Origin of the sequence: Streptomyces sp. NPDC014870 (assembly GCF_043081505.1) — a bacterium.
Lineage (GTDB): Bacteria > Actinomycetota > Actinomycetes > Streptomycetales > Streptomycetaceae > Streptomyces.
Genome location: NZ_JBIBWQ010000006.1, coordinates 263,830 through 284,944, shown reverse-complemented (window position 1 = coordinate 284,944; position 21,115 = coordinate 263,830). Strand labels below are relative to the sequence as shown.

Genomic DNA, 21,115 nt, shown 5'->3' with positions numbered 1-21,115 from the left:
GGTCAGGCCACCTTCTTCGCGTTCTCCAGGGCCTTGGCCAGGTCCTCCAGGATCGGGGCGCACTTGGCGTAGGAGTAGATCGGCTCGGTCACCCGGGGGATGACCTGGCCGGCCTTGACGGCGGGGAGGGCGGCCCAGGTCGGCTTGGCCTTGAGCGCCTCGGGCTGCAGGGCCGAGGTGCGGTTGTCGAGCATGATGATGTCGGCCTGGTACTTGCCGACGTTCTCCCAGCTGAGCCCCTCGAACCAGCCGCCCTGGTCCAGCTTGTCGGGCGTGACGATGTTGACGCCCAGCTCCTTGAAGTAGAGCGTGTCGGTCGGCCGGACCGGGGTGGAGACGTAGAACAGGTCCGGGGAGCCGGAGCCGATCAGGACCTTGATGTCCTTCTTGCCCTTGGCGGCCTGGCGGACGCGCTCGGCGGCGGCCTCGAAGCGTGCCTTGTCGTCCTTGAGCTTCTGCGTCTTCACGTCGGCGCCGAGGGACTCGGCGAGGTCGACGTGGCGCTGGAGCACGGACGGCATCGACTTGTCCGAGGCCCACAGGGCGACGCTCGGGGCGATCTTGAGGATCTTGTCCTTCTGCTCGGCCGGGACGTACCAGAGGTCGTTCTTCTCCCACATGTCCGTGATGAGGAGGTCCGGGTTGAGCTTCAGGTACTCCTCGATCTTGAACTCGCCCCAGACGTTGCCGATGACCGAGACCTTCGTGATGTCGAGGTCGCCGGCCTGGACGTCCGGCTTCTTTGCCTTGGTCTTCGGGTCCTCGACGTAGGTCGGGCCGAAGACGCCCTTGACCTCGATGCCGAAGTCCTTGAGAGCGGCGGCCATGCCGGTGAAGGCGACGATGTTCTTCGGGGTGGACTTCGCCTCGACCGCGGTGCCGCGGTCGTCGGTGAACTTCCACGGACCGGCCTTCTCGGAGGCGCCGGCGGCGCTGCTCTTGCCGCCCTCGGTCTTGGTGCCACAGGCGGCGAGCGCGGCGCCGAGCCCGAGGGCACCGCCCGCGGTGAGCAGGCCGCGACGGCTGAGGGAGGTGGCTCGGGCGTTGCTGAGCATGGCGGAGTCGCTTTCGGTACGTGCCGGGGACGGCGGTCGGCCTGGGGTAAGTCGAAGGTAGGTTAGCCTAACCTCATGTTGATCTGGAGGGGTGGGGGCGGGTTGGCGCTGGGATGCATGTCACATACCAGTGGCATATGCGGCACCCTGCGCGGGGCTTGGCCGTCCCGAAGGTGAAGTTCCGCCCGCTGGGCCCCGGTTGCGTCCGAGTGCGCCGGAACCTCTCGGCCCCGGCGCGGCGGGGTGCCTGACCGTGGCTCCGCGCTGTCGGGCCGCGGTGCCGGTCCGTGGGGTCAGGTGAGGGCGGTGGCCAGGAAGGTGAAGGCGGCGACGATGACGCCGACGCGGACGTAGTGGTAGCGGTCCCAGCGGTTCTTCTGCTCCTTCCAGTCCTCGGGCCGGTTGTCGGGGGTCCATGTCTTGCCCCGGTTGTTGATCGGGACGAGCAGCAGGACCGACATGATCACGCTGACCAGAAGCAGCGCGCCGGCGGTGACGAGGAGTCCGGCCCCGTCCTGGTGCCATCCGGCGGCGGCCAGGATCGCGACGAGGATGAGCGAGCCGATGTACCAGACCGGCATCACGGCGCCGAGCATCCGGCCCCCGTGGGCGCGGCCGAGTACACCGCTGTCCTCCGGGAGGGCGTTGAGGATCGGGTTGATGACGAAGGCGACGGAGAACTCCACCCCCACCATCAGGCCGACGATCACGGTGGTGAGGACCTCGAGTGCGTCGATCATGGTGACCCCTCCTGGGATCTAGCGCCGCTAGGTGATGAGGCAACGCTAGCTCTGCCGCCGCTCGGTTGTCTAGCGGTGCTAGGATCGAGTCATGTCGGTACAGGAACGGAAGCAACGCGAACGGGCGGACCGCGAGCGGCTCATCGTGGCGACGGCCCGCGAACTCGCCGAGAGCCAGGGCTGGGACGCGGTGACCACACGGCGGCTGGCCGAGGCCATCGAATACAGCCAGCCCGTCCTCTACAGCCACTTCCGCGGCAAGCGCGAGATCATCGGTGCCGTCGCCCTCGAGGGTGCCGCCGAGATGGCCGTGGCGCTCCGGGCCGCGACCTCCGCCGCGGACGGCCCGCGCGCCCGGGTCACCGCCCTCGCCCGCGCCTACCTCGACTTCGCCGAGCGCAACCCGGCGGTCTACGACGCCATGTTCCAGCTCGACGGCGGCCTGGCGTTCGCCCAGGAGGACACACCGGAGCCGCTGAAGGACGCCTTCGCCGCGCTGCTCGAGAGCCTCACGGAGGTCGCCGGTGCCGGCGTCCACCCGGGGATGTTCACCGAGGTGTTCTGGGCGGCCCTGCACGGTCTCGCCACCCTGACCCGGGCGGGACGGCTGCCGCCGGCGGACGCCGAGCGGAGGACGGAGCTGTTGGTGGACCGGCTCGCCGTGCTCTGACGCGCCGTCCCGGCGGGGAGGCCGTCCGCGTGCGGCTGTGCGGAGTTCGCCGCACCGAGGGCCCGACCGCCCACCCGTCCCACGGGCGACGCCCGACCGCCCACCCGTACAAAAGGGCGACGCCCGCCACCCCGATCGGGGTGGCGGGCGTCGCTCGCGCAGGGCGGCAGCGGTCAGGCGGCCGACAGGCCCAACTCGCGGGCGATCAGCATGCGCTGGACCTCGCTTGTGCCCTCGCCGATCTCCAGGATCTTGGAGTCGCGCCACATCCGGGCCACCGGGTACTCGTTCATGAAGCCGTAGCCGCCGTGGATCTGGGTGGCCTCGCGGGCGTTGTCGACCGCGACCGTGGAGGAGTACAGCTTCGCGAGCGCCGCCTCCTTCTTGAACGGCTCACCGAGCACGAGCCGCGAGGCCGCGTCGCGCCAGCCGATCCGGGCCATGTGGGCCCGCATCTCCATGTCCGCGATCTTGAACTGGATGGCCTGGTTTTCGCCGATCGGGCGGCCGAAGGCGTGACGTTCCTTCGCGTACTTCACGGACTCGTCCACACAGCCCTGCGCGAGACCGGTCGCGAGCGCCGAGATGGCGATCCGGCCCTCGTCGAGGATGCGGAGGAACTGCGCGTAGCCACGGCCCTCCTCGCCCAGCAGGTTCCCCACGGGGACGCGGACGTCGTCGAAGGACAGCTCGCGGGTGTCCGAGGCGTTCCAGCCGACCTTGGAGTACGGCGCGGCGACCGTGAAGCCCGGGGTGCCGGACGGGACGATGATCGAGGAGATCAGCGGCCGGCCGTCGGGCTTGCGGCCGGTGACGGCGGTGACCGTGACCAGGCCCGTGATGTCCGTACCGGAGTTGGTGATGAAGCACTTCGAGCCGTTGATGACCCAGTCGTCGCCGTCACGGACGGCGGTGGTGCGGGTGCCGCCCGCGTCGCTGCCCGCGCCGGGCTCGGTCAGGCCGAAGGCGCCCAGGATCTCGCCCGAGCACATCCGCGGCAGCCACTCCCGCTTCTGCTCCTCCGTGCCGAAGCGGTAGACCGGCATCGCGCCGAGCGAGACGCCCGCCTCCAGGGTGATGGCGACGGAGGAGTCGACGCGCGCGAGCTCCTCGAGGGCGATGCCGAGGGCGAGGTAGTCACCGCCCATGCCGCCGTACTCCTCCGGGAACGGCAGGCCGAACAGGCCCATGCGGCCCATCTCGCGGACGATCTCGTACGGGAACTCGTGGCGCTCGTAGTAGTCGCCGATCTTCGGCGCGACGACGTCGTGCGCGAACTCCTCCACGGTGCGGCGGAGTTCCTCGTGCTCTTCGGAGAGCCGGTGGTCGAGGGACATGGCTGAGGTCACTCCTTGTGGGAGAGGGCGCGGACGGTACGGGACGGGCTCGGTCGGCCCAGTTGCTCCGCCATCCACACGCTGGTGGCGGTGAGGGCGGTCAGATCGACACCGGTCTCGATGCCGAGGCCGTCGAGCATCCACACGAGGTCCTCGGTGGCGAGGTTGCCGGTGGCGCTCTTGGCGTAGGGGCAGCCGCCGAGGCCGCCCGCGGAGGCGTCGACGGTGGTCACGCCGTGCTGGAGGGCGGCGAGCGTGTTGGACAGGGCCTGGCCGTAGGTGTCGTGGAAGTGCACGGCGAGGCGACGGGTCGGCACACCGGCGTCGTTCAGACGCCGGAGCAGCTCGGTGACGTGTCCCGGGGTGGCGACCCCGATGGTGTCGCCGAGGCTCAGCTCGTCGCACCCCATCTCGGCGAGCGCCTTGGTGACGCGGACGACCTGCTCGACAGGGACGGCCCCCTCCCAGGGGTCGCCGAAGCACATCGAGAGGTAGCCGCGGACGCGGAGACCGTGCTCTATGGCCCGGGTGACGACGGGCTCGAACACGGCGAGGGCCTCGTCGACGGTCCGGTTGAGGTTGGCCTTCGCGAAGGACTCGGTGGCGGAGGCGAAGACGGCGACGTCCCGCGCCCCGAGGGCGAGGGCGCGGTCGAGCCCGCGCTCGTTGGGCACGAGGACGGGCAGCCGCGCGGGCACTCCCTGGAGCTGCGGGAACAGCGCCTCGGCGTCGGCCAGTTGGGGCACCCACTTGGGGTGCACGAAGCTGGTCGCCTCGACCGTGGAGAGCCCGGCGGCGGCCAGCCGGCGGACGAACTCGGCCTTGACGTCGGTCGGTACGACCGACTTCTCGTTCTGGAGTCCGTCGCGCGGCCCGACCTCGTGGATCCGGACCCGGGCCGGAAGCCCGGACGCGGGCACGTGCATGGGCAGGCCCTCGGTCATGATTCCTCCCTGGGGGTCACCACGGCGAGGATCTGGTCCATGGCGACGGTGGAGCCGGGGGTGACGTCCAGCTCGGTGACGGTGCCGGCGTGCGGGGCGGAGATGACGTGCTCCATCTTCATGGCCTCGACCACGAGCAGGCTCTGCCCGGCCTCGACCTCGTCCCCGACCGCGACCTTCACCACGGTGACCGTGCCCGGCATGGGCGCGGCGAGCGTGTCGGCGCCGCCGTGCCGGACGCCGGTGAGGGCGGCGGCGACCGGGTCGTGGTCCAGGACGTGCCAGGAGTCCCCGTCCCGGCCGAGCCAGCGGCCTTCGGGGGAGCGGGCGAGGCGGAAGTGGTGCATGACCCCGTCGAGGTGGACGGTCACCCGGTCCGCGGAGACCTCGGCCGCTCCGGGCGAGGCCGGCGCGTCGCCGAGCAGCACCTCGGCGCCGGCCGCCGTACCGCGCACGCGGACCGTCACCGGGTCGTGGCCGGGGACCCGGAAGTGGTGGGGGGTCCAGGACGGCCGGCCGCCGAGCCGCCAGCCGGAGGGGGCGTCGAAGGGGTCCGTCCAGGCGCCCGCCGGGGCCGTCGCCGGCGGGTACTGGCGCGCCAGCGCCGCCGCCGCGTACACCTCCGGCGGTACGGACCCGTCGATCAGGCTCTCCGCGTCCCGCTCCACCAGGCCGGTGTCCAGGTCGCCGGTGACGACGTCCGGGTGGGCGAGCAGGCGGCGGAGGAAACCCGCGTTCGTCTGCACGCCCAGGGTGACCGTGTCCGCGAGGGCCGCGCGCAGCCGCCGGAGGGCCGTCGGGCGGTCCGGGGCGTGCACGATGACCTTCGACAGCATCGGGTCGTACAGGCTGCCGACCTCCGTGCCCTCGCTCAGGCCCGAGTCCGTGCGCATCCAGTCCCCCTGCGGCTCCCGCAGGGAGAGGACCGTGCCGCCCGAGGGCAGGAAGCCGCGCGAGGGGTCCTCCGCGCAGATCCGGGCCTCGATCGCCCAGCCGTCCAGACGGATGTCGGACTGGCCGAAGGCGAGCGGCTCGCCCGCCGCCACCCGCAGCTGCCACTCGACCAGGTCCAGGCCCGTGATCAGCTCCGTCACCGGGTGCTCCACCTGGAGCCGGGTGTTCATCTCCATGAAGTAGTACGAGGACGGGTCGCCGCCCGGCACGATGAACTCCACCGTGCCCGCGCCGACATACCCGCACGAGCGGGCCGCCTCCACCGCCGACTCACCCATCTCCGCGCGGAGTTCGGGGGTCAGCAGGACGCTCGGGGCCTCCTCGATGATCTTCTGGTGGCGCCGCTGCAGCGAGCACTCGCGCTCGCCCAGGTGGACCACGTTCCCGTGCGCGTCGGCCAGGACCTGGATCTCGATGTGGCGCGGGCGGTCGATCCACCGCTCCACGAGCAGGGTGTCGTCCCCGAAGGACGAGCGGGCCTCACGGCGCGCCGCCGCGATCTCGTCGTCGAGCACCGACAGGTCGCGCACCAGGCGCATGCCCTTGCCGCCGCCGCCCGCCGAGGGCTTCAGGAGCACGGGCGCGCCCAACTCCCTCGCCGCCGCCGCCAGTTCCGGGTCGGCCGCGCCGGGGACCACCGGAACGCCGGCCGCCTTGACCGTCTCCTTCGCCCGGATCTTGTCGCCCATCAGCGAGATCGCGGACGCCGACGGGCCGATGAAGACCAGGCCCGCGTCCGCGCAGGCCTGCGCGAAGCCCGCGTTCTCCGCGAGGAAGCCGTAGCCGGGGTGGACCGCCTGCGCGCCGGTCCGCCGCGCCGCGTCGAGCAGCGCCGGGATCGACAGGTACGACTCCGAGGCCGGCGGCGGGCCGATCCGTACGGCCGTGTCCGCCTCCCGGACGTGCCGGGCCTCCGCGTCGGCGTCGCTGTACACGGCGACCGAGCGGACGCCGAGCGCGCGCAGCGTGCGGATGACGCGGACCGCGATCTCGCCGCGGTTGGCGACGAGGACCGTGTCGAACATCTTCTGGGGCATCTCCTGAGCCATCTTCTTGGGTCCCCTCACATCCGGAAGACGCCGAACTGGGGGTCACCCAGGGGCGCGTTGGCACAGGCCGTCAGGGCGAGGCCCACCACCTGGCGGGTCTCCATCGGGTCGATGACCCCGTCGTCCCAGAGCCGCGCCGAGGCGTAGTAGGCGCTGCCCTGGGTCTCGTACTGCGCGCGGATCGGGGCCTTGAAGGCCTCCTCGTCCTCCGCGCTCCACTCGTCGCCGAGCTGGTCCCGCTTGACGGTCGCGAGGACGGACGCCGCCTGCTCGCCGCCCATGACCGAGATCTTGGCGTTGGGCCACATCCACAGGAAGCGCGGGGAGTACGCCCGGCCGCACATCGAGTAGTTGCCCGCGCCGTACGAGCCGCCGACGACCACGGTCAGCTTCGGCACCCGCGTGGTGGCCACCGCCGTGACCATCTTCGCGCCGTGCTTGGCGATGCCACCGTGCTCGTACGCCTTGCCGACCATGAAGCCGGTGATGTTCTGCAGGAAGAGCAGCGGGATGCCGCGCTGGTCGCACAGCTCGATGAAGTGCGCGCCCTTCTGGGCGGACTCGGCGAACAGGATGCCGTTGTTGGCGACGATCCCGACCGGGTGGCCGTGGATCCGGGCGAAGCCGGTGATCAGCGTCTGCCCGTACTCGGCCTTGAACTCCTGGAAGCGGGAGGCGTCCACGATCCGCGCGATGACCTCGCGGACGTCGTACGGGGTACGGGAGTCCACCGGCACCGCGCCGTAGAGCCCCGCCGGGTCGACCTTCGGCTCCTCGACCGGCTCGACCGACCAGGGCAGTTCGCCCCGCGCGGGCAGGGTCGCCACGATGTTCCGGACGATCCGCAGCGCGTGCGCGTCGTCCTCGGCGAGGTGGTCGGTGACCCCGGACGTACGGGAGTGCACCTCGCCGCCGCCCAGCTCCTCCGCCGTGACGACCTCGCCGGTCGCCGCCTTCACCAGCGGCGGTCCGCCCAGGAAGATCGTGCCCTGGTTCCGCACGATCACGGCCTCGTCGCTCATCGCCGGGACGTACGCGCCACCGGCCGTGCAGGAGCCGAGGACGGCGGCGATCTGCGGGATGCCGGCGCCGGACATCCGGGCCTGGTTGTAGAAGATCCGGCCGAAGTGCTCGCGGTCCGGGAAGACCTCGTCCTGCATCGGCAGGAACGCGCCGCCCGAGTCGACCAGGTAGAGGCAGGGGAGACGATTCTCCAGCGCCACCTCCTGGGCCCGCAGGTGCTTCTTCACCGTCATCGGGTAGTACGTGCCGCCCTTGACGGTCGCGTCGTTGGCGACGATCACGCACTCCCGGCCCGAGACCCGGCCGATGCCCGCGATGACCCCGGCCGCCGGGGCCGCGTCGCCGTACATCCCGTTCGCCGCGAGCGGGGCCAGCTCCAGGAACGGGGAGCCCGGGTCAAGGAGCGTGTCCACCCGGTCGCGCGGCAGGAGCTTGCCGCGCGCGGTGTGCCGGGCGCGGGCCTTCTCACCGCCGCCCAGCGCGACCTCGGCGAGCTTGGCGCGGAGCGTCGCGGTCAGCTCCTCGTGCGCCGCCTCGTTGGCCTGCCAGGCCGCGGACGCGGGATCGGCCGCGCTCGTCAGCACAGGTGCCTGCTGCATCCCTCGAGCTCCCTTGCTCGGTTAATGAGCGTTAACGTATGTCCTTCAGGTTAACGACCGCTAACCCGGTTGTCTAGAATCGTCTTCATGACCACCACCGCCAGGACCGACGCCCCCACGCGACGCGAGCAGATCCTCAAGGAGGCCGCTCGCCTCTTCGCCGAGCGCGGCTTCCACGGCGTGGGCGTCGACGAGATAGGAGCCGCGGTCGGCATCAGCGGCCCCGGGCTCTACCGCCACTTCCCGGGCAAGGACGCGATGCTCGCGGAGCTGCTCGTCGGCATCAGCGAGCGCCTCCTGGACGGCGGCCGGCTGCGGGTGGGCGACGCCGCCGGTGACCCGCGGGCGCTGCTCGGCGCGCTCATCGACGGACACATCGACTTCGCGCTCGACGACCGGCCGCTGATCACCCTGCACGACCGGGAGCTCGACCGGCTCAAGGACGAGGACCGCAAGCGGGTCCGCCAGCTCCAGCGGCAGTACGTCGAGCTGTGGGTGGCGGTCGTACGGGAGCTGTACCCGGCGGCCTCCGAGAACGAGGCGCGGGCCGCCGTCCACGCCGTCTTCGGGCTGCTGAACTCGACCCCGCACCTCGCCGCCCTCGGCCGCGCGTCGATGGAGGAACTGCTCCGCCGCCTCGCGCACGGCGCCTTCGGCGCCCTGGCGCACGCGTAGGCGCGCGCAACGGGCGCCCCGTACACGGGTCCAGGAGGTGAAACCGGGCGGACGCCCGCCCGGCGGCCCGGCAGAATGTGCACCATGCCGATACTCAGTCGCCCCGCCCTGATCGAGCACCTCGTACGGACCCGGATCGCCGGTGACGTCGCCACCCCGCGCGACAACAACCTGTCCCACTACCGCAAGCTCGCCAACGGCGACCGGCACTACTGGCTCGGCCTGGAGCTCGGCGACCGCTGGGCCGACGAGCAGGACGTGCTCGCGGTGATGGCCGAGCGCTGCGGGGTGAACGACGACCCCGCCCACCGCACCGGCCAGGACACCATCGACCCCGAACTCACCGTCGACGCCCTCGACCGGGCCGCCGCCCGGCTGCGCAAGGCCGCCGCGGGCAAGCAGCGGGTGCTCTTCGCGACCGGCCACCCGGGCGCCCTGATCGACGCCCACAGCCGCGTCGCCGCCGCGCTGCGCGCCCAGGGCTGCGACATCGTGCGGATCCCCGGCGGGCTCACCGCCGACGAGGGGTACGTCGTGCAGTTCGCCGACGTGGCCGTCTTCGAGCGGGGCGCGACCCTCTGGCACACCCACTCGCCGGAACCGATGAACGCGATCCTGGACGGCCTGGAGGCGCTGGGCGAGCCCCGGCCCGACCTCGTCGTCGCCGACCACGGCTGGGCAGGCCGCGCAGGCCAGCGCGGTATCGACTCCGTCGGCTACGCCGACTGCAACGACCCCGCGCTCTTCATCGGCGAGGCCGAGGGCACGATGCAGGTCACGATCCCGCTGGACGACCACGTCATCGACCCCCGGTACTACGAGCCGCTCACCGACTACCTGCTCGACGCGTCCGGCCTGCTCTGACGCCGGCGCTGATCCAGGCCGGGTGTCGGGTCCAGGTACACCCGGCGGACGGCCGGAAAGCGTTCCCGCAGCTGCTCCTCGGCCTCCTCGCAGGCCCATTCGACCTGCTCGGCCGACGACACGTCCCGGAAGTCGACCTTCGCCGCGATCATGACCTCGTCCGGTCCCTGGATCAGCGTCGTCAGGTCCAGGACGTCGATGATGTGCGGGACCGAGAGCAGCTCCTCGCGGATCTCCGCCCGCATGCGCTTCGGCACCGGGCGGCCGATCAGCAGCTCCGCGTTCGACCGGCCGAGCACCCAGGCCACGTACACGAGCAGGGCGCCGATGAGGATCGAGGCGACGCCGTCCCAGACGCTGTCGCCGGTGATCTCCACGCCGAGCAGCCCGCCCGCCGCCAGCATCAGCCCGCACAGGGCGGCCGAGTCCTCCATCACCACGGCCTTGACTGTGGTGTCGGGGGTGAGCCGCAGATAGCGGCCGAAGGGCGCCTTCATCCGCTCCGCCTCGCCCCTGACCTGACGGAGCGCGGTCCGCAGGGAGAAACTCTCCAGGACGAAGGCGACGGCGAGCACGATGTACGAGACGAGCGGGTCGCCGAGCTCCTCGCCGTGGGTGAGGGTGTGGATGCCGTCGTAGACGGAGAAGACCGCGCCGCCGACGAAGGTGGCGACGGCGGCCAGCATCGCCCAGACGTAGCGTTCCTGCGCGTAGCCGACCGGATGGTCCTCGTCGGCCGGCTTCTCGCTCCGCTTCAGCGCGGTGAGCAGCATGACCTCGGTGACGGTGTCGGCGACCGAGTGGGCCGCCTCGGAGAGCATCGCGCTCGAACCGCTGATGACGCCCGCGATGGCCTTGGCGGCGGCGATCCCGAGGTTCGCCACCGCCGCCACGATCACGGTGAAGGTGCTCTCACCGTTGCCCGAGCCGTCGCCCGAGCCGTTCCCGGTGTCCTTCTTCGCGTCGCTCCGCGAGTCTTTCTCCGCCATGAATCGGACGGTATGTCCGGTCGTCAGCGCGGGACGCGAACGACACCCTCCTGGATGACGGAGATCGCGAGCTGCCCGTCCTGCGTGTAGATCCGGGCCTGGCCGAGCCCGCGTCCGCCGGAGGCGGACGGCGACTCCTGGTCGTACAGCAGCCATTCGTCGGCCCGGAACGGCCGGTGGAACCACATCGCGTGGTCGAGCGAGGCCCCGACGACGTCCCCGACCGCCCAGCCGCCGCGCCCGTGGGCCAGCAGCACCGAGTCGAGCAGCGTCATGTCGGAGACGTACGTCGCCAGGCAGACGTGGAGCAGCGGGTCGTCGGCCAGCTTGCCGTTCGTACGGAACCAGACCTGCGAGCGCGGCTCGCGCGGCTCGCCGACCGACCCCCACGGCGGGGTGTCGGCGTACCGCAGGTCCACCGCCGCCCGCGCCTCGACGAGGCGCGCGGCGACGTCCGCCGGGAGGTGCCGGGGCAGCATCTCGGCGGCCGTCGGCAGGGACGCCGGGTCGGGCGCGGCCGGCATGTCGTACTGGTGCTCTAGCCCCTCCTCGTACGTCTGGAAGGACGCGGAGAGGTGGAAGATCGGCCGCCCGTGCTGGACGGCGACCACCCGGCGGGTGGTGAAGGACCGGCCGTCGCGGATGCGGTCCACGGTGTACACGATCGGCGCGCCCGGGTCCCCGGCGCGCAGGAAGTACGCGTGGAGGGAGTGGGCGAGACGGTCTTCCGGGACGGTCCGGCCCGCCGCCACCAGCGCCTGGGCGGCCACCTGGCCGCCGAAGACGCGGGGGACGACGGCGGAGCGGGACTGTCCCCGGAAGAGGTTCTGCTCGATCTGCTCCAGGTCGAGCAGATCGAGCAGAGAGTCGAGAGCCTCGGGCACTTACAGGCCCATCGACTTGGCGATGATCGACTTCATGATCTCGCTGGTGCCGCCGTAGATGCGGTTGACGCGGTTGTCGGCGTACAGGCGCGCGATCGGGTACTCGTTCATGTAGCCGTAGCCGCCGTGCAGCTGGAGGCAGCGGTCGATCACGCGGTGCGCGACCTCGGTGCAGAAGAGCTTGGCGCTCGCGGCCTCGGCCGGGGTCAGCTCGCCCGCGTCCAGGGCCTCCAGGGCGCGGTCGGCGACGGCCTCGGCGGCGTCCACCTCGGCCTGGCAGGCGGCCAGCTCGAACTTGGTGTTCTGGAAGTGCGCGACCGGCTTGCCGAAGACCGTGCGGTCCGTGACGTACTGCTGGGCGAACCGGACGGCGGCCTTGGCCTGCGCGTAGGCGCCGAAGGCGATGCCCCAGCGCTCGGAGGCGAGGTTGTGGCCGAGGTAGTAGAAGCCCTTGCCCTCCTCGCCCATGAGGTCCTCGACCGGCACCTTCACGTCGACGAACGCCAGCTCGGCGGTGTCGGAGGTGCGCAGGCCGAGCTTGTCCAGCTTGCGGCCGATGGAGTAGCCCTCGGACTTGGTGTCCACGGCGAAGAGGGAGATGCCGAAGCGGCGGTCCTCGGCCGACGGGGCGGAGGTCCGGGCGCAGACGATCACGCGGTCGGCGTGGACGCCACCGGTGATGAAGGTCTTGGCGCCGTTGAGGACGTAGTGCGTGCCGTCCTCGGAGAGCTTGGCGGTGGTCTTCATGCCCGCGACGTCGGAACCGGTGCCCGGCTCGGTCATCGCCAGGGCCCACATCTCCTCGCCGGAGACGAACTTCGGGAGGTAGCGCTTCTTCTGCTCGTCGGTGGAGAGCATCTTGATGTAGGGCAGGGCGAGCAGCACGTGCACGCCGGAGCCGCCGAACTGGACGCCCGCGCGCGAGGTCTCCTCGTAGAGGACGGCCTCGAACTTGTGGGTGTCCAGGCCCGCGCCGCCGAACTCCTCGGGCACGTTGATGCCGAAGATGCCCAGCTCACCGAGCTTGTCGTAGAACTCGCGCGGCGCCTGGCCCGCGGCGAACCACTCGTCGTAGACGGGGACGACCTCGGCCTCGATGAAGGCGCGGATGGTCTCCCGGAACGCCTCGTGGTCCTCGTTGAATACGGTACGGCGCACGGTGCGACTCCTCCGGATGTGCGGGCCCAATATGGCTAAGCGCTTGCTCAGTCAAGTTACCCATCAGTTCTGGCCGCTGTCCAGGCCTGTGGACGCATGGTTGTCCACATCACGTCCGGCCCGTCCCGTCGATCAGGAGGACGGGATCCAGCCACGGCTGAGGGTGGTGTCGTACGCGTACACCGGGCCCCGGACCCCGCTCGTCCGGAACGGCCGTCCGCCGTCGTCGATCCGGACCGTGCCGGTCCGGCCGCCGCCGCTCCACTCCAGCTCCAGGTACCAGCGGCAGTCGCAGCCCGCCGTGCGGGCGTTCACCAGGAACTCCTCGGGGGCGGACGCCGTGACCGCGTACGGGAGGGCGACGGCGGGGATCGTCCGGCCCGTGCTCCCCGAGGCGTCGTAGCCCGCCACGGACCGGGCGACCGGGCGGGGCAGGTCGAGGTTCACGTCGAAGAGGCGCGGGGTGACGGCCCCGCCGCACCCGTTGTCCATCCGGTACGCGGGCCGGCCGACGGCCTCCGCGCGGCCGACCACCCGCACGTGCAGGGCCTGCAGCACGACCGCCTCCGTGGCGGACCGGCCCTGGACGGAGATCCGCACGAGCGTGTCCCCGCCGTGCACGGCCTCCTGGGCGCGGGCCCAGGGTTCGGCGTCCTGAGCGGCGGGCGGCGGGGGCACGCGGTCGGGGGCGCGGTCGACGAGGTAGGTGTGGCCGCACCCGTCCTGCCAGACGTGGGAGGCGACGGTCCAGGTCAGCGGCGCCGGTGGTTCGGCGGCCCGCTCCCGGGCCTTCCCGGGCACGAGTACGGCTCCGAGCGTCACCGCCGCCACGACCGCCAGCGCCCCGCAGACCGCGCCCACCCACCCCCACCGGCGCCTCCGCCGCGCGGACGGAAGGCCCGGCACGCGCGGGTGCAAGGGCGCCGTCCCGGACGCGAACGGCGGCTCGGGCTCCGGCTTCTGATCGGGGCCGGACTCGGGCTCCGACTCCGCGCCGGGCTCCGGCACCGCGGGGCGGCGGGCGCGGTCCGCCCGGGTCCAGGCCGCCTCCAGGGCCCGCCGTTCCTCTTCGTCCGCCCCGCACAGCAGGGCGAGGCGGTCGACCACGGCGAACTCCTCGGGGACGGTCCTGCCGGAGCAGTAGCGGTGGAGGGTCGACGCGCTGACGCTCAGGCGCCGCCCCAGCGCCTCGTAGCTCCTCCCGTCCCGCGCCTTCAGCGCGCGCACGAGTCCCGCGAACTCCCCGACGGCGGCGTCCTTCGGCATTCCATCCCCCACGACCATGCGTCCCACCCTTCACGTCCTTGCACGTCAGCGGGGGTGGAATGGTTCCGGGACGGATGGTGGGCGCGTCACCGTTGCAGGTGGCGGGCGCCGGGCCCGACGCTGGTCGAGCACCGACCGAACGACCCGACGGGGGATCCACCACCATGAACAAGCTCCGCACCGCACTCGCCACCGCCGCCGCCGGCGCCCTGGGCCTCGCGGCCCTCGCCACGGCCCCGGCGCAGGCCGCCGCCCAGCCCGCCTTCCTCGCCGCGTCCCAGATGCCGCCGTCGTCGACGCCGTGGACCGCCACCCAGGTCTTCACCGGCATCCCGGAGAACGGCGGCGCCCTCTGCGCCCCGTACAAGATCCCGGCGCAGAACACCCGCTACCGCGAGTTCACCACCGAGCTCGACACCAACGGCGTCCAGATCACCACCGTCGCCCGCACCGAGGCCGACGCTGTGAAGCTGGTCGACACCCTCCGCAAGGCCCTCGCCGGCTGCGGGCCCCTGCTGGAGCGGCAGAACCCGGGCCTGCAGGCCGTCAGCGCCGCCCACGGCAAGGTCGCCGTCGAGGAGGGCGCTTGGGTCTACAGCCTGGACACCGCCGACCCGCAGATCGGCAACACGGACATCCACCTCTTCGCTGTCGGCCGCGACGGCCGCACCGTCACCCTCGTCCGCTGGGGACAGATGGGCGACCTGAAGGACGCCCCGGTGGCCGCCTTCCGCACGACGACGAAGACCGCCGTGAACAAGCTCTGGCCCTGACCTGATCCGACCCGACGCGACGAGACCCGACCTGACCCGACCCGACCTGACCCGAAGGTCAGAGCCGGCCGAGGGCGAACCACAGCTCCATCCGGACGTCCGGGTCGTCAAGATCGGCGCCCAGGAGCGTCGCGCAGCGCGCGATGCGCTGGCGGACGGTGTTGCGGTGGATGTCCAGGGCGACGGCCGTGCGGTCCCAGCTGCCGTGCAGCGAGAGCCAGGTGCGCAGGGTCTCGGTCAGCGGCTCGTGGAGGGGCGCGAGCAGGGTCCGCGCGTACGCCGTCGCCTCCGCCCCGTCCATGAGGCCGCCGAACCCGGCGGGCCGGTGGCGCACCAGGTCCGTACGGCTCGCCTCGGCCCGGCGCAGCGCCCGTGCGGCCTGCGCGTCGCCTGCGGCCAGGTCGCCGGCCTCGACGGGGGCGCTGACCCCGAGGGTCCAGCCGGGCTGGGCGGTCACGGGCGAGGAGGCGGGGAGCAGGAGGCGGACGGACACGGGGGTGCCGTCCGGCCCTCTGCTCCCCGCCTCCACGTCGGCGCGCCCACCCCCACCCCCGCCGCCGTTCCCACCGCCGCCACTCCCGCCCGCGTCCACCAGGGCGGTCCCCAGCGCCGCGCCCAGGCTCGGGGCCGCGAAGGGGGTGCCGTCGCCGCCCCGGGCGTGGACGACCGTCCACGGGCCGGGGCCGAGCGCCCGCGCGGCCTCCTCGACCTCGGCCCCGAGGAGCAGCCGGACCAGGGCCGTGTCACGGCCCGAGACGTCCGCGCCCCGGTGCGGGGCGGTCAGCAGTGAGAGCAGGACCACGGCCACACCCGCGATCGTGTGGTCCCCGGGCTCCCGGCTCTCCGTCGCGACCCCGAGGGTCAGCCCGTCGCCGCCGCCGAGCGCGTACGCGGCGAGCCGCAGCCCGTCGCCCTCGCCGCTCGCCGTGGCCGGGCCGCCGGGCCGGGGGCCCACCACGCCGGCAAGGTCCTTGAGAGCCCGGGACACCAGGCCCGGCAGCTCCCGCCCCGCCGCCGCGTACGGCGTGCCGTCCGCCGCGTACAGCACCGCCCGCCCGCCGAGCCGGGAGGCGAGCGCACCGAGGACCGCGGGGACCGGCGCGGGCCGGGCCGCCGCCGCGGCGAGCGACTGCTGGGCCTCGGTCACCCGCCGCAGCTCCCGGTGGCGGGCCTCCGCCATCAGCCGCCAGACCGCCCGGGCCACCGCCGTGAACGGGGTCTGCGGCGGCACTTCGAGCAGCGGGAGCCCGTGCCGCTCGCACGCGGCGACCAGGGCCTCGGGGACGGTGTCGTAGACCGGCGCGACGCCGAAACCGAGCGCCGCCGCACCCGCCTCCACGACCCGCTCGACGTAGTGCGCCGGGTGGTCGAGCTGTACGCCCGCCGTCATCAGCAGCTCGCCGCCGAGTAGATACGGGTACGGATCGGCCATCTCGGAGGTGTGCACCCAGTGGATGGCGGCGTCGGCCGGGCCCGCGAGGAGCCGCAGCCCGAGGTCCCGCCGGTTCAGCAGGGCCGCGAGCGAGACGGGCGGGGCCGGTGGCGTGGACGTCGGTTCCTGCGCGGCCATCGCTATGGACCTTTCGTACATCGGACCGTGTGAACAGTGGATGAAACTTACGCTTCATCGTCGCTTTCCGGCCACCTAGCCTCGTGCCATCCAGCGGCCGCGGGTACGGGCGGATGTCCTCGCGAAGAGTCACTGGTTGTCACTCCACCGCACGACACGCCACCGAACGAACGAGGGAGGGCCCCATGGCCGTCGACTACACAGTGATCGTCCTGTATTTGGCCGGCATGCTCGCGATGGGCTGGTGGGGCATGCGCCGCGCCAAGTCCAAGAGCGAGTTCCTGGTGGCGGGCCGCCGGCTCGGCCCCTGGATGTACTCCGGGACCATGGCCGCCATCGTCCTCGGCGGCGCCTCGACGATCGGTGGTGTGGGCCTCGGCTACAAGTACGGCCTCTCCGGCGCCTGGATGGTCTTCACCATCGGCCTCGGTCTGCTCGCCCTCTCCATCTTCTTCTCCGCCCGGATCGCCCGGCTGAAGGTCTACACCGTCTCCGAGATGCTCGACCTGCGCTACGGCGGCAAGGCCGGCGTCATCTCGGGCGTGGTCATGTGGGCGTACACGCTGATGCTCGCGGTCACCTCGACCATCGCGTACGCCACGATCTTCGACGTCCTCTTCGACCTGCCCCGGACGGTCGCGATCGTGCTCGGCGGCGCCATCGTCGTCGCGTACTCGACGCTCGGCGGCATGTGGTCCATCACGCTCACCGACATGGTGCAGTTCGTGGTGAAGACCATCGGCGTGCTGATCCTGCTGCTGCCGATCGCCGTCATCAAGGCGGGCGGCTTCGCGGAGATGAAGGCCCAGCTGCCCACCGAGTACTTCGCGCCGCTCGGCATCGGCGGCGAGACGATCTTCACGTACGTGCTGATCTACACCTTCGGCATGCTCATCGGCCAGGACATCTGGCAGCGGGTGTTCACCGCCAGGACCGACAAGGTCGCCAAGTGGGGCGGCACGGTCGCCGGTGTCTACTGTCTCGCCTACGCCCTGGCCGGCGCCGTCATCGGCACCGCCGCCAAGGTGCTCTACCCGAACCTGCCCAGCGCCGACGACGCCTTCGCGACGATCGTCAAGGACGAGCTGCCCATGGGTGTGCGGGGCCTGGTCCTCGCCGCCGCGCTCGCCGCCGTGATGTCCACCTCCTCCGGCGCGCTGATCGCCTGCGCCACCGTCGCCAACAACGACATCTGGTCGCGCCTGCGCGGCCTGAGCGGCGGGAGCGGCGGCGAGGAGCACGACGAGGTGAAGGGGAACCGGCTCTTCATCCTCCTCATGGGCATCGCCACGATCGCCATCGCCATCGCCCTCAACGACGTCGTCCAGGCCCTGACCGTCGCCTACAACCTGCTGGTCGGCGGCCTGCTCGTACCGATCCTCGGCGGCCTGCTGTGGCGCCGTGGCACCGTCCAGGGCGCGCTCGCCGCGGTGGTGGTCGGCGGCGGGTCCGTGATTGGCCTGATGTGGGCTTACGGAATCCTGGCAAATGAGCCTGTTTACTATGGTTTGTTGGCCTCGCTCGCAGCGTATGTGATCGTTTCCCTGGCGACCCGCCCGACGGACGCCACCGTGCTCGCGACCTGGCGAGCCCGGCTGGCCGGCCAGGACACCCCCGAAGCCGACCCGACGACGACGCCGGAGACCGTGCCGGCGCCCGCGACCGGCTGACGGCACCCGACTCCCGGCCGGGGCCCGAGACGACCCTCGGGCCCCGGCCGGACACCACCGACACCCCCAGGAGGACCCGACCATGAGCAGCGACCAGAACGCCTTCCGCGGCCCGACCGACTCGTCCCGCATCCCGCGGTACGCCGGTCCCGCGACGTTCGCCCGGCTGCCGCGACTCGACGAGGTCGGCACCGCCGACGTCGCCGTGGTCGGCATCCCCTTCGACAGCGGTGTCTCCTACCGCCCCGGCGCCCGCTTCGGCGGCAACGCGATCCGCGAGGCCTCCCGCCTCCTGCGCCCGTACAACCCGGCGCAGGACGCCTCGCCGTTCGCCCTCGCGCAGGTCGCGGACGCCGGTGACATCGCCGCCAACCCGTTCAACATCAACGAGGCCGTCGAGACGATCGAGGCCGCGGCCGACGACCTGCTCGGCACCGGCGCGCGCATGATGACCCTCGGCGGCGACCACACCGTCGCGCTGCCGCTGCTGCGCTCCGTCGCCAAGAAGCACGGCCCCGTCGCGCTGCTCCACTTCGACGCGCACCTCGACACCTGGGACACCTACTTCGGCGCCGAGTACACCCACGGCACCCCGTTCCGCCGCGCCGTCGAGGAGGGCATCCTCGACACCTCCGCCCTCTCGCACGTCGGCACGCGCGGCCCGCTGTACGGCAAGCAGGACCTGACCGACGACGAAAAGATGGGCTTCGGCATCGTCACCTCGGCGGACATCTACCGCCGCGGCGCCGACGAGGTCGCCGACCAGCTGCGCCAGCGCATCGGCGACCGCCCGCTGTACATCTCCATCGACATCGACTGTCTCGACCCGGCCCACGCCCCCGGCACCGGCACCCCCGAGGCCGGCGGCATGACCTCGCGCGAGCTCCTGGAGATCCTGCGCGGCCTGTCCTCCTGCAACCTGGTCTCGGCCGACGTGGTGGAGGTCGCCCCGGCCTACGACCACGCGGAGATCACGGCCGTCGCGGCCTCGCACACGGCGTACGAGCTGACGACGATCATGTCCCGCCAGATCGCGGCGAGCCGCGAGGCGAAGTAGCGCGCAGGTCGGGGTGGGAGCGGCGTCCGTGAACGGCGTCCCACCGCGACCACGGCCCGCCCGCCCGACCGACCGAGCCACGCCCAGAGGGACCTCATGACCCACGACCACGACCTGGTACTCCGGCCGACCGCCGCGCAGACCGCCGCCGCCCTCGACCCGCCGGCCGGGCGCAACGGCGGCGACCTCGTCGTCGAGACCCTGACCGGTCTCGGCGCGACGACCGTCTTCGGGCTCCCCGGCCAGCACGCGCTCGGCATGTTCGACGCGCTGCGCCGCTCCTCCCTCACGTACGTCGGGCTGCGCGTCGAGAACAACGCGGGCTTCGCCGCGGACGCGTACGGCCGGATGACCGGCGAGGCGGCCCCCTTGCTGCTCTCCACGGGCCCCGGCGCGCTGATGTCGCTGGCCGCGCTCCAGGAGGCGGCGGCCGCCTCCGCGCCGGTCCTGGCGATCGGCAGCCAGGTCCCGGTGGCGGGCCTCGGCGGCGGGCGGCACGGCTACCTCCACGAGCTGCGCGACCAGCAGGCGTCCTTCCGGGACGTCGTGAAGTCCGTGCACACGGTCCGTACGCAGTCCCAGATCCCGTCCGCGATCGCGGCGGCCTGGGAGTCCGCGCTGACCGCCCCGCACGGCCCGGTCTGGGTGGAGATCCCGCAGGACGTCCTCCTGGCGGAGACCACGCTTCCGGTCGTCACGGCGATGGACGCGACGCCGGAGGAGGTCGTCCCGCGCCCCGAGCTGACGGCGGTGGCGGCCCACCTCCTGGCGAACGCCGAGCGCCCGGCGATCATCGCGGGCGGCGGGGTCGTCCGCTCGGACGCGTCCGGCAAGCTGCTGGCCCTGGCCGAGCGGATCGCCGCGCCGGTCGTCACCACCTTCGGAGGCAAGGGCGCGTTTCCGTGGGAGCACCCGCTGTCGCTGCAGTCCTGGCTGGAGGACCGGCACACCACCGACTTCCTGGAGGACGCGGACGTCCTCCTCGTCGTCGGCTCGGGGCTCGGCGAGCTGTCCTCGAACTACCACACGTTCGCGCCGCGCGGCCGGGTGATCCAGATCGAGGCGGACGCGGGCAAGCTGGAGTCCAACCACCCGGCGCTCGGTATCCACGCGGACGCGCGCCTCGCGCTCCAGGCGCTCCTGGAGACGGTTCCGGTACGGGAGGACGCGACGGCCCCGGACCGCGTGAAGGAGGTCCTGACGAAGGTCAGGGACCGCATCGCGGCGCAGGACCTGGGCCTGGAGCAGCGGATCGTGGCGTCCGTGCGGGAGGCCCTGCCGGACGACGCGCCCAGCTTCTGGGACATGACGATCCTGGCGTACTGGGCCTGGTCGGCCTTCGACGCCCGCCGCCCGAACACCATGCACTCCGCCCAGGGCGCCGGCGGCCTCGGCTACGGCTTCCCCGCCGCCCTCGGCGCCGCGGCGGCCGACCCGACCCGCCCGGTGCTCGCGGTCTCGGGCGACGGCGGCGCGATGTACTCGATCGCGGAGCTGGCGACGGCCAAGCAGTACGGCTCGAACGTCACCTGGCTCATCGTCGACGACGGCGGCTACGGCATCCTGCGCGAGTACATGACGGAGGCCTTCGGCGAGGCCACCGCCACCGAACTGGCCCGCCCGGACTTCGTGGCCCTGGCCGAATCCTTCGGCGTCCCGGCCCTCCGCACGACCCCGGAATCCCTCACGGAGGACCTCACGAAGTCCCTCGCGACCCCGGGCCCGTCGGTGGTGGTCCTTCCGGCGCTCCTCCGTATGTTCGAGCCCACGCACCTCTGAGTGAAGGGCATTGTGGGCGGGACGTGAGCGGGGCCATTCTCCCTACGTCGCATAGGTAG

At 72.4% G+C, this 21,115-nt stretch carries 18 protein-coding genes; 7 read left to right on the top strand and 11 right to left on the bottom strand.

Annotated elements, in window-relative coordinates; genetic code table 11:
- Positions 1–2: 2 nt before the first annotated feature.
- Together ACF09C_RS19270 and ACF09C_RS19265 are read right to left on the bottom strand one after the other, a co-directional pair.
- Positions 3–1,055 carry an ABC transporter substrate-binding protein gene (locus ACF09C_RS19270; RefSeq protein ID WP_392092681.1) on the bottom strand — a complete coding sequence of 351 codons (1,053 nt, stop codon included), beginning with the start codon at positions 1,053–1,055 and terminating at the stop codon, positions 3–5.
- 293 nt (positions 1,056–1,348) lie between these two features.
- Positions 1,349–1,795, bottom strand: a complete 447-nt coding sequence (locus ACF09C_RS19265; RefSeq protein WP_392092680.1) for an anthrone oxygenase family protein — start codon at positions 1,793–1,795, stop codon at positions 1,349–1,351.
- A 91-nt stretch (positions 1,796–1,886) separates the two neighbouring features.
- On the opposite strand from ACF09C_RS19265, the gene ACF09C_RS19260 reads away from it, so the two are divergent.
- Positions 1,887–2,465, top strand: coding sequence for a TetR/AcrR family transcriptional regulator (locus tag ACF09C_RS19260; RefSeq protein WP_392092678.1), 579 nt, complete (start codon positions 1,887–1,889; stop codon positions 2,463–2,465).
- 173 nt (positions 2,466–2,638) lie between these two features.
- Here ACF09C_RS19260 and ACF09C_RS19255 read toward each other — a convergent pair whose 3' ends face one another.
- The 4 genes from ACF09C_RS19255 to ACF09C_RS19240 are packed head-to-tail and all read right to left on the bottom strand — an operon-like array spanning position 2,639 to position 8,371.
- Positions 2,639–3,802, bottom strand: a complete 1,164-nt coding sequence (locus ACF09C_RS19255; protein ID WP_392092676.1) for an acyl-CoA dehydrogenase family protein — start codon at positions 3,800–3,802, stop codon at positions 2,639–2,641.
- A gap of 8 nt (positions 3,803–3,810) precedes the next feature.
- Positions 3,811–4,746 carry a hydroxymethylglutaryl-CoA lyase gene (locus ACF09C_RS19250; RefSeq protein WP_392092675.1) on the bottom strand — a complete coding sequence of 312 codons (936 nt, stop codon included), beginning with the start codon at positions 4,744–4,746 and terminating at the stop codon, positions 3,811–3,813.
- On the bottom strand, positions 4,743–6,725 hold the full coding sequence (locus ACF09C_RS19245; protein WP_392092998.1) for an acetyl/propionyl/methylcrotonyl-CoA carboxylase subunit alpha: 1,983 nt from the start codon (positions 6,723–6,725) through the stop codon (positions 4,743–4,745). Before ACF09C_RS19245 ends, ACF09C_RS19250 begins: the two co-directional genes overlap by 4 nt.
- A gap of 38 nt (positions 6,726–6,763) precedes the next feature.
- A complete protein-coding gene (locus ACF09C_RS19240) occupies positions 6,764–8,371 on the bottom strand; it encodes a carboxyl transferase domain-containing protein (RefSeq protein WP_392092673.1) in 1,608 nt (535 codons plus the stop codon).
- A gap of 87 nt (positions 8,372–8,458) precedes the next feature.
- Between ACF09C_RS19240 and ACF09C_RS19235 the strand changes: the two genes are divergently transcribed.
- Together ACF09C_RS19235 and ACF09C_RS19230 are read left to right on the top strand one after the other, a co-directional pair.
- Positions 8,459–9,046: a TetR/AcrR family transcriptional regulator gene (locus tag ACF09C_RS19235; protein ID WP_392092672.1), complete on the top strand. Its 588-nt coding sequence runs from the start codon at positions 8,459–8,461 to the stop codon at positions 9,044–9,046.
- Between the two features lie 84 nt (positions 9,047–9,130).
- Positions 9,131–9,910 carry a phosphatase gene (locus ACF09C_RS19230; protein WP_392092670.1) on the top strand — a complete coding sequence of 260 codons (780 nt, stop codon included), beginning with the start codon at positions 9,131–9,133 and terminating at the stop codon, positions 9,908–9,910.
- On the opposite strand, the gene ACF09C_RS19225 is transcribed toward ACF09C_RS19230, so the two are convergent.
- The 4 genes from ACF09C_RS19225 to ACF09C_RS19210 all read right to left on the bottom strand — a co-directional run bounded on the left by ACF09C_RS19225 (position 9,880) and on the right by ACF09C_RS19210 (position 14,207).
- On the bottom strand, positions 9,880–10,899 hold the full coding sequence (locus ACF09C_RS19225) for a cation diffusion facilitator family transporter (RefSeq protein WP_392092668.1): 1,020 nt from the start codon (positions 10,897–10,899) through the stop codon (positions 9,880–9,882). The genes ACF09C_RS19230 and ACF09C_RS19225 overlap by 31 nt on opposite strands.
- A 23-nt stretch (positions 10,900–10,922) precedes the next feature.
- Positions 10,923–11,783: an acyl-CoA thioesterase II gene (gene tesB, locus ACF09C_RS19220; RefSeq protein WP_392092666.1), complete on the bottom strand. Its 861-nt coding sequence runs from the start codon at positions 11,781–11,783 to the stop codon at positions 10,923–10,925.
- Positions 11,784–12,941, bottom strand: coding sequence for an acyl-CoA dehydrogenase family protein (locus tag ACF09C_RS19215; protein ID WP_392092665.1), 1,158 nt, complete (start codon positions 12,939–12,941; stop codon positions 11,784–11,786). It lies immediately after the preceding gene.
- 132 nt (positions 12,942–13,073) lie between these two features.
- Positions 13,074–14,207, bottom strand: a complete 1,134-nt coding sequence (locus ACF09C_RS19210; RefSeq protein ID WP_392092997.1) for a helix-turn-helix domain-containing protein — start codon at positions 14,205–14,207, stop codon at positions 13,074–13,076.
- Positions 14,208–14,371: 164 nt separating this feature from the next.
- Between ACF09C_RS19210 and ACF09C_RS19205 the strand changes: the two genes are divergently transcribed.
- Positions 14,372–14,980 (top strand): hypothetical protein, encoded by a 609-nt coding sequence (locus tag ACF09C_RS19205; RefSeq protein WP_392092663.1) that lies wholly within the window; start codon positions 14,372–14,374, stop codon positions 14,978–14,980.
- Positions 14,981–15,038: 58 nt separating this feature from the next.
- Here ACF09C_RS19205 and ACF09C_RS19200 read toward each other — a convergent pair whose 3' ends face one another.
- Positions 15,039–16,550 (bottom strand): PucR family transcriptional regulator, encoded by a 1,512-nt coding sequence (locus ACF09C_RS19200; RefSeq protein WP_392092662.1) that lies wholly within the window; start codon positions 16,548–16,550, stop codon positions 15,039–15,041.
- A 185-nt stretch (positions 16,551–16,735) separates the two neighbouring features.
- Between ACF09C_RS19200 and ACF09C_RS19195 the strand changes: the two genes are divergently transcribed.
- From ACF09C_RS19195 to ACF09C_RS19185, 3 genes are all read left to right on the top strand, one after another.
- Positions 16,736–18,220 (top strand): sodium:solute symporter, encoded by a 1,485-nt coding sequence (locus ACF09C_RS19195; RefSeq protein WP_392092660.1) that lies wholly within the window; start codon positions 16,736–16,738, stop codon positions 18,218–18,220.
- An 82-nt stretch (positions 18,221–18,302) separates the two neighbouring features.
- Positions 18,303–19,277: an agmatinase gene (gene speB / locus ACF09C_RS19190; protein WP_392092659.1), complete on the top strand. Its 975-nt coding sequence runs from the start codon at positions 18,303–18,305 to the stop codon at positions 19,275–19,277.
- A 96-nt stretch (positions 19,278–19,373) separates the two neighbouring features.
- Positions 19,374–21,056, top strand: a complete 1,683-nt coding sequence (locus tag ACF09C_RS19185) for a thiamine pyrophosphate-binding protein (protein ID WP_392092657.1) — start codon at positions 19,374–19,376, stop codon at positions 21,054–21,056.
- Positions 21,057–21,115 lie beyond the last annotated feature (59 nt).

Coding starts and splice junctions, on each gene's coding strand:
- ACF09C_RS19225 (WP_392092668.1), bottom strand. CDS start 10,899: ATGGCGGAGAAAGACTCGCGGAGCGACGCGAAGAAGGACACCGGGAAC.
- ACF09C_RS19260 (WP_392092678.1), top strand. CDS start 1,887: ATGTCGGTACAGGAACGGAAGCAACGCGAACGGGCGGACCGCGAGCGG.
- ACF09C_RS19255 (WP_392092676.1), bottom strand. CDS start 3,802: ATGTCCCTCGACCACCGGCTCTCCGAAGAGCACGAGGAACTCCGCCGC.
- ACF09C_RS19235 (WP_392092672.1), top strand. CDS start 8,459: ATGACCACCACCGCCAGGACCGACGCCCCCACGCGACGCGAGCAGATC.
- ACF09C_RS19265 (WP_392092680.1), bottom strand. CDS start 1,795: ATGATCGACGCACTCGAGGTCCTCACCACCGTGATCGTCGGCCTGATG.
- ACF09C_RS19240 (WP_392092673.1), bottom strand. CDS start 8,371: ATGCAGCAGGCACCTGTGCTGACGAGCGCGGCCGATCCCGCGTCCGCG.
- ACF09C_RS19200 (WP_392092662.1), bottom strand. CDS start 16,550: ATGGCCGCGCAGGAACCGACGTCCACGCCACCGGCCCCGCCCGTCTCG.
- speB (WP_392092659.1), top strand. CDS start 18,303: ATGAGCAGCGACCAGAACGCCTTCCGCGGCCCGACCGACTCGTCCCGC.
- ACF09C_RS19195 (WP_392092660.1), top strand. CDS start 16,736: ATGGCCGTCGACTACACAGTGATCGTCCTGTATTTGGCCGGCATGCTC.
- ACF09C_RS19250 (WP_392092675.1), bottom strand. CDS start 4,746: ATGACCGAGGGCCTGCCCATGCACGTGCCCGCGTCCGGGCTTCCGGCC.
- ACF09C_RS19210 (WP_392092997.1), bottom strand. CDS start 14,207: ATGCCGAAGGACGCCGCCGTCGGGGAGTTCGCGGGACTCGTGCGCGCG.
- ACF09C_RS19230 (WP_392092670.1), top strand. CDS start 9,131: ATGCCGATACTCAGTCGCCCCGCCCTGATCGAGCACCTCGTACGGACC.
- ACF09C_RS19205 (WP_392092663.1), top strand. CDS start 14,372: ATGAACAAGCTCCGCACCGCACTCGCCACCGCCGCCGCCGGCGCCCTG.
- ACF09C_RS19185 (WP_392092657.1), top strand. CDS start 19,374: ATGACCCACGACCACGACCTGGTACTCCGGCCGACCGCCGCGCAGACC.
- ACF09C_RS19270 (WP_392092681.1), bottom strand. CDS start 1,055: ATGCTCAGCAACGCCCGAGCCACCTCCCTCAGCCGTCGCGGCCTGCTC.
- ACF09C_RS19245 (WP_392092998.1), bottom strand. CDS start 6,725: ATGTTCGACACGGTCCTCGTCGCCAACCGCGGCGAGATCGCGGTCCGC.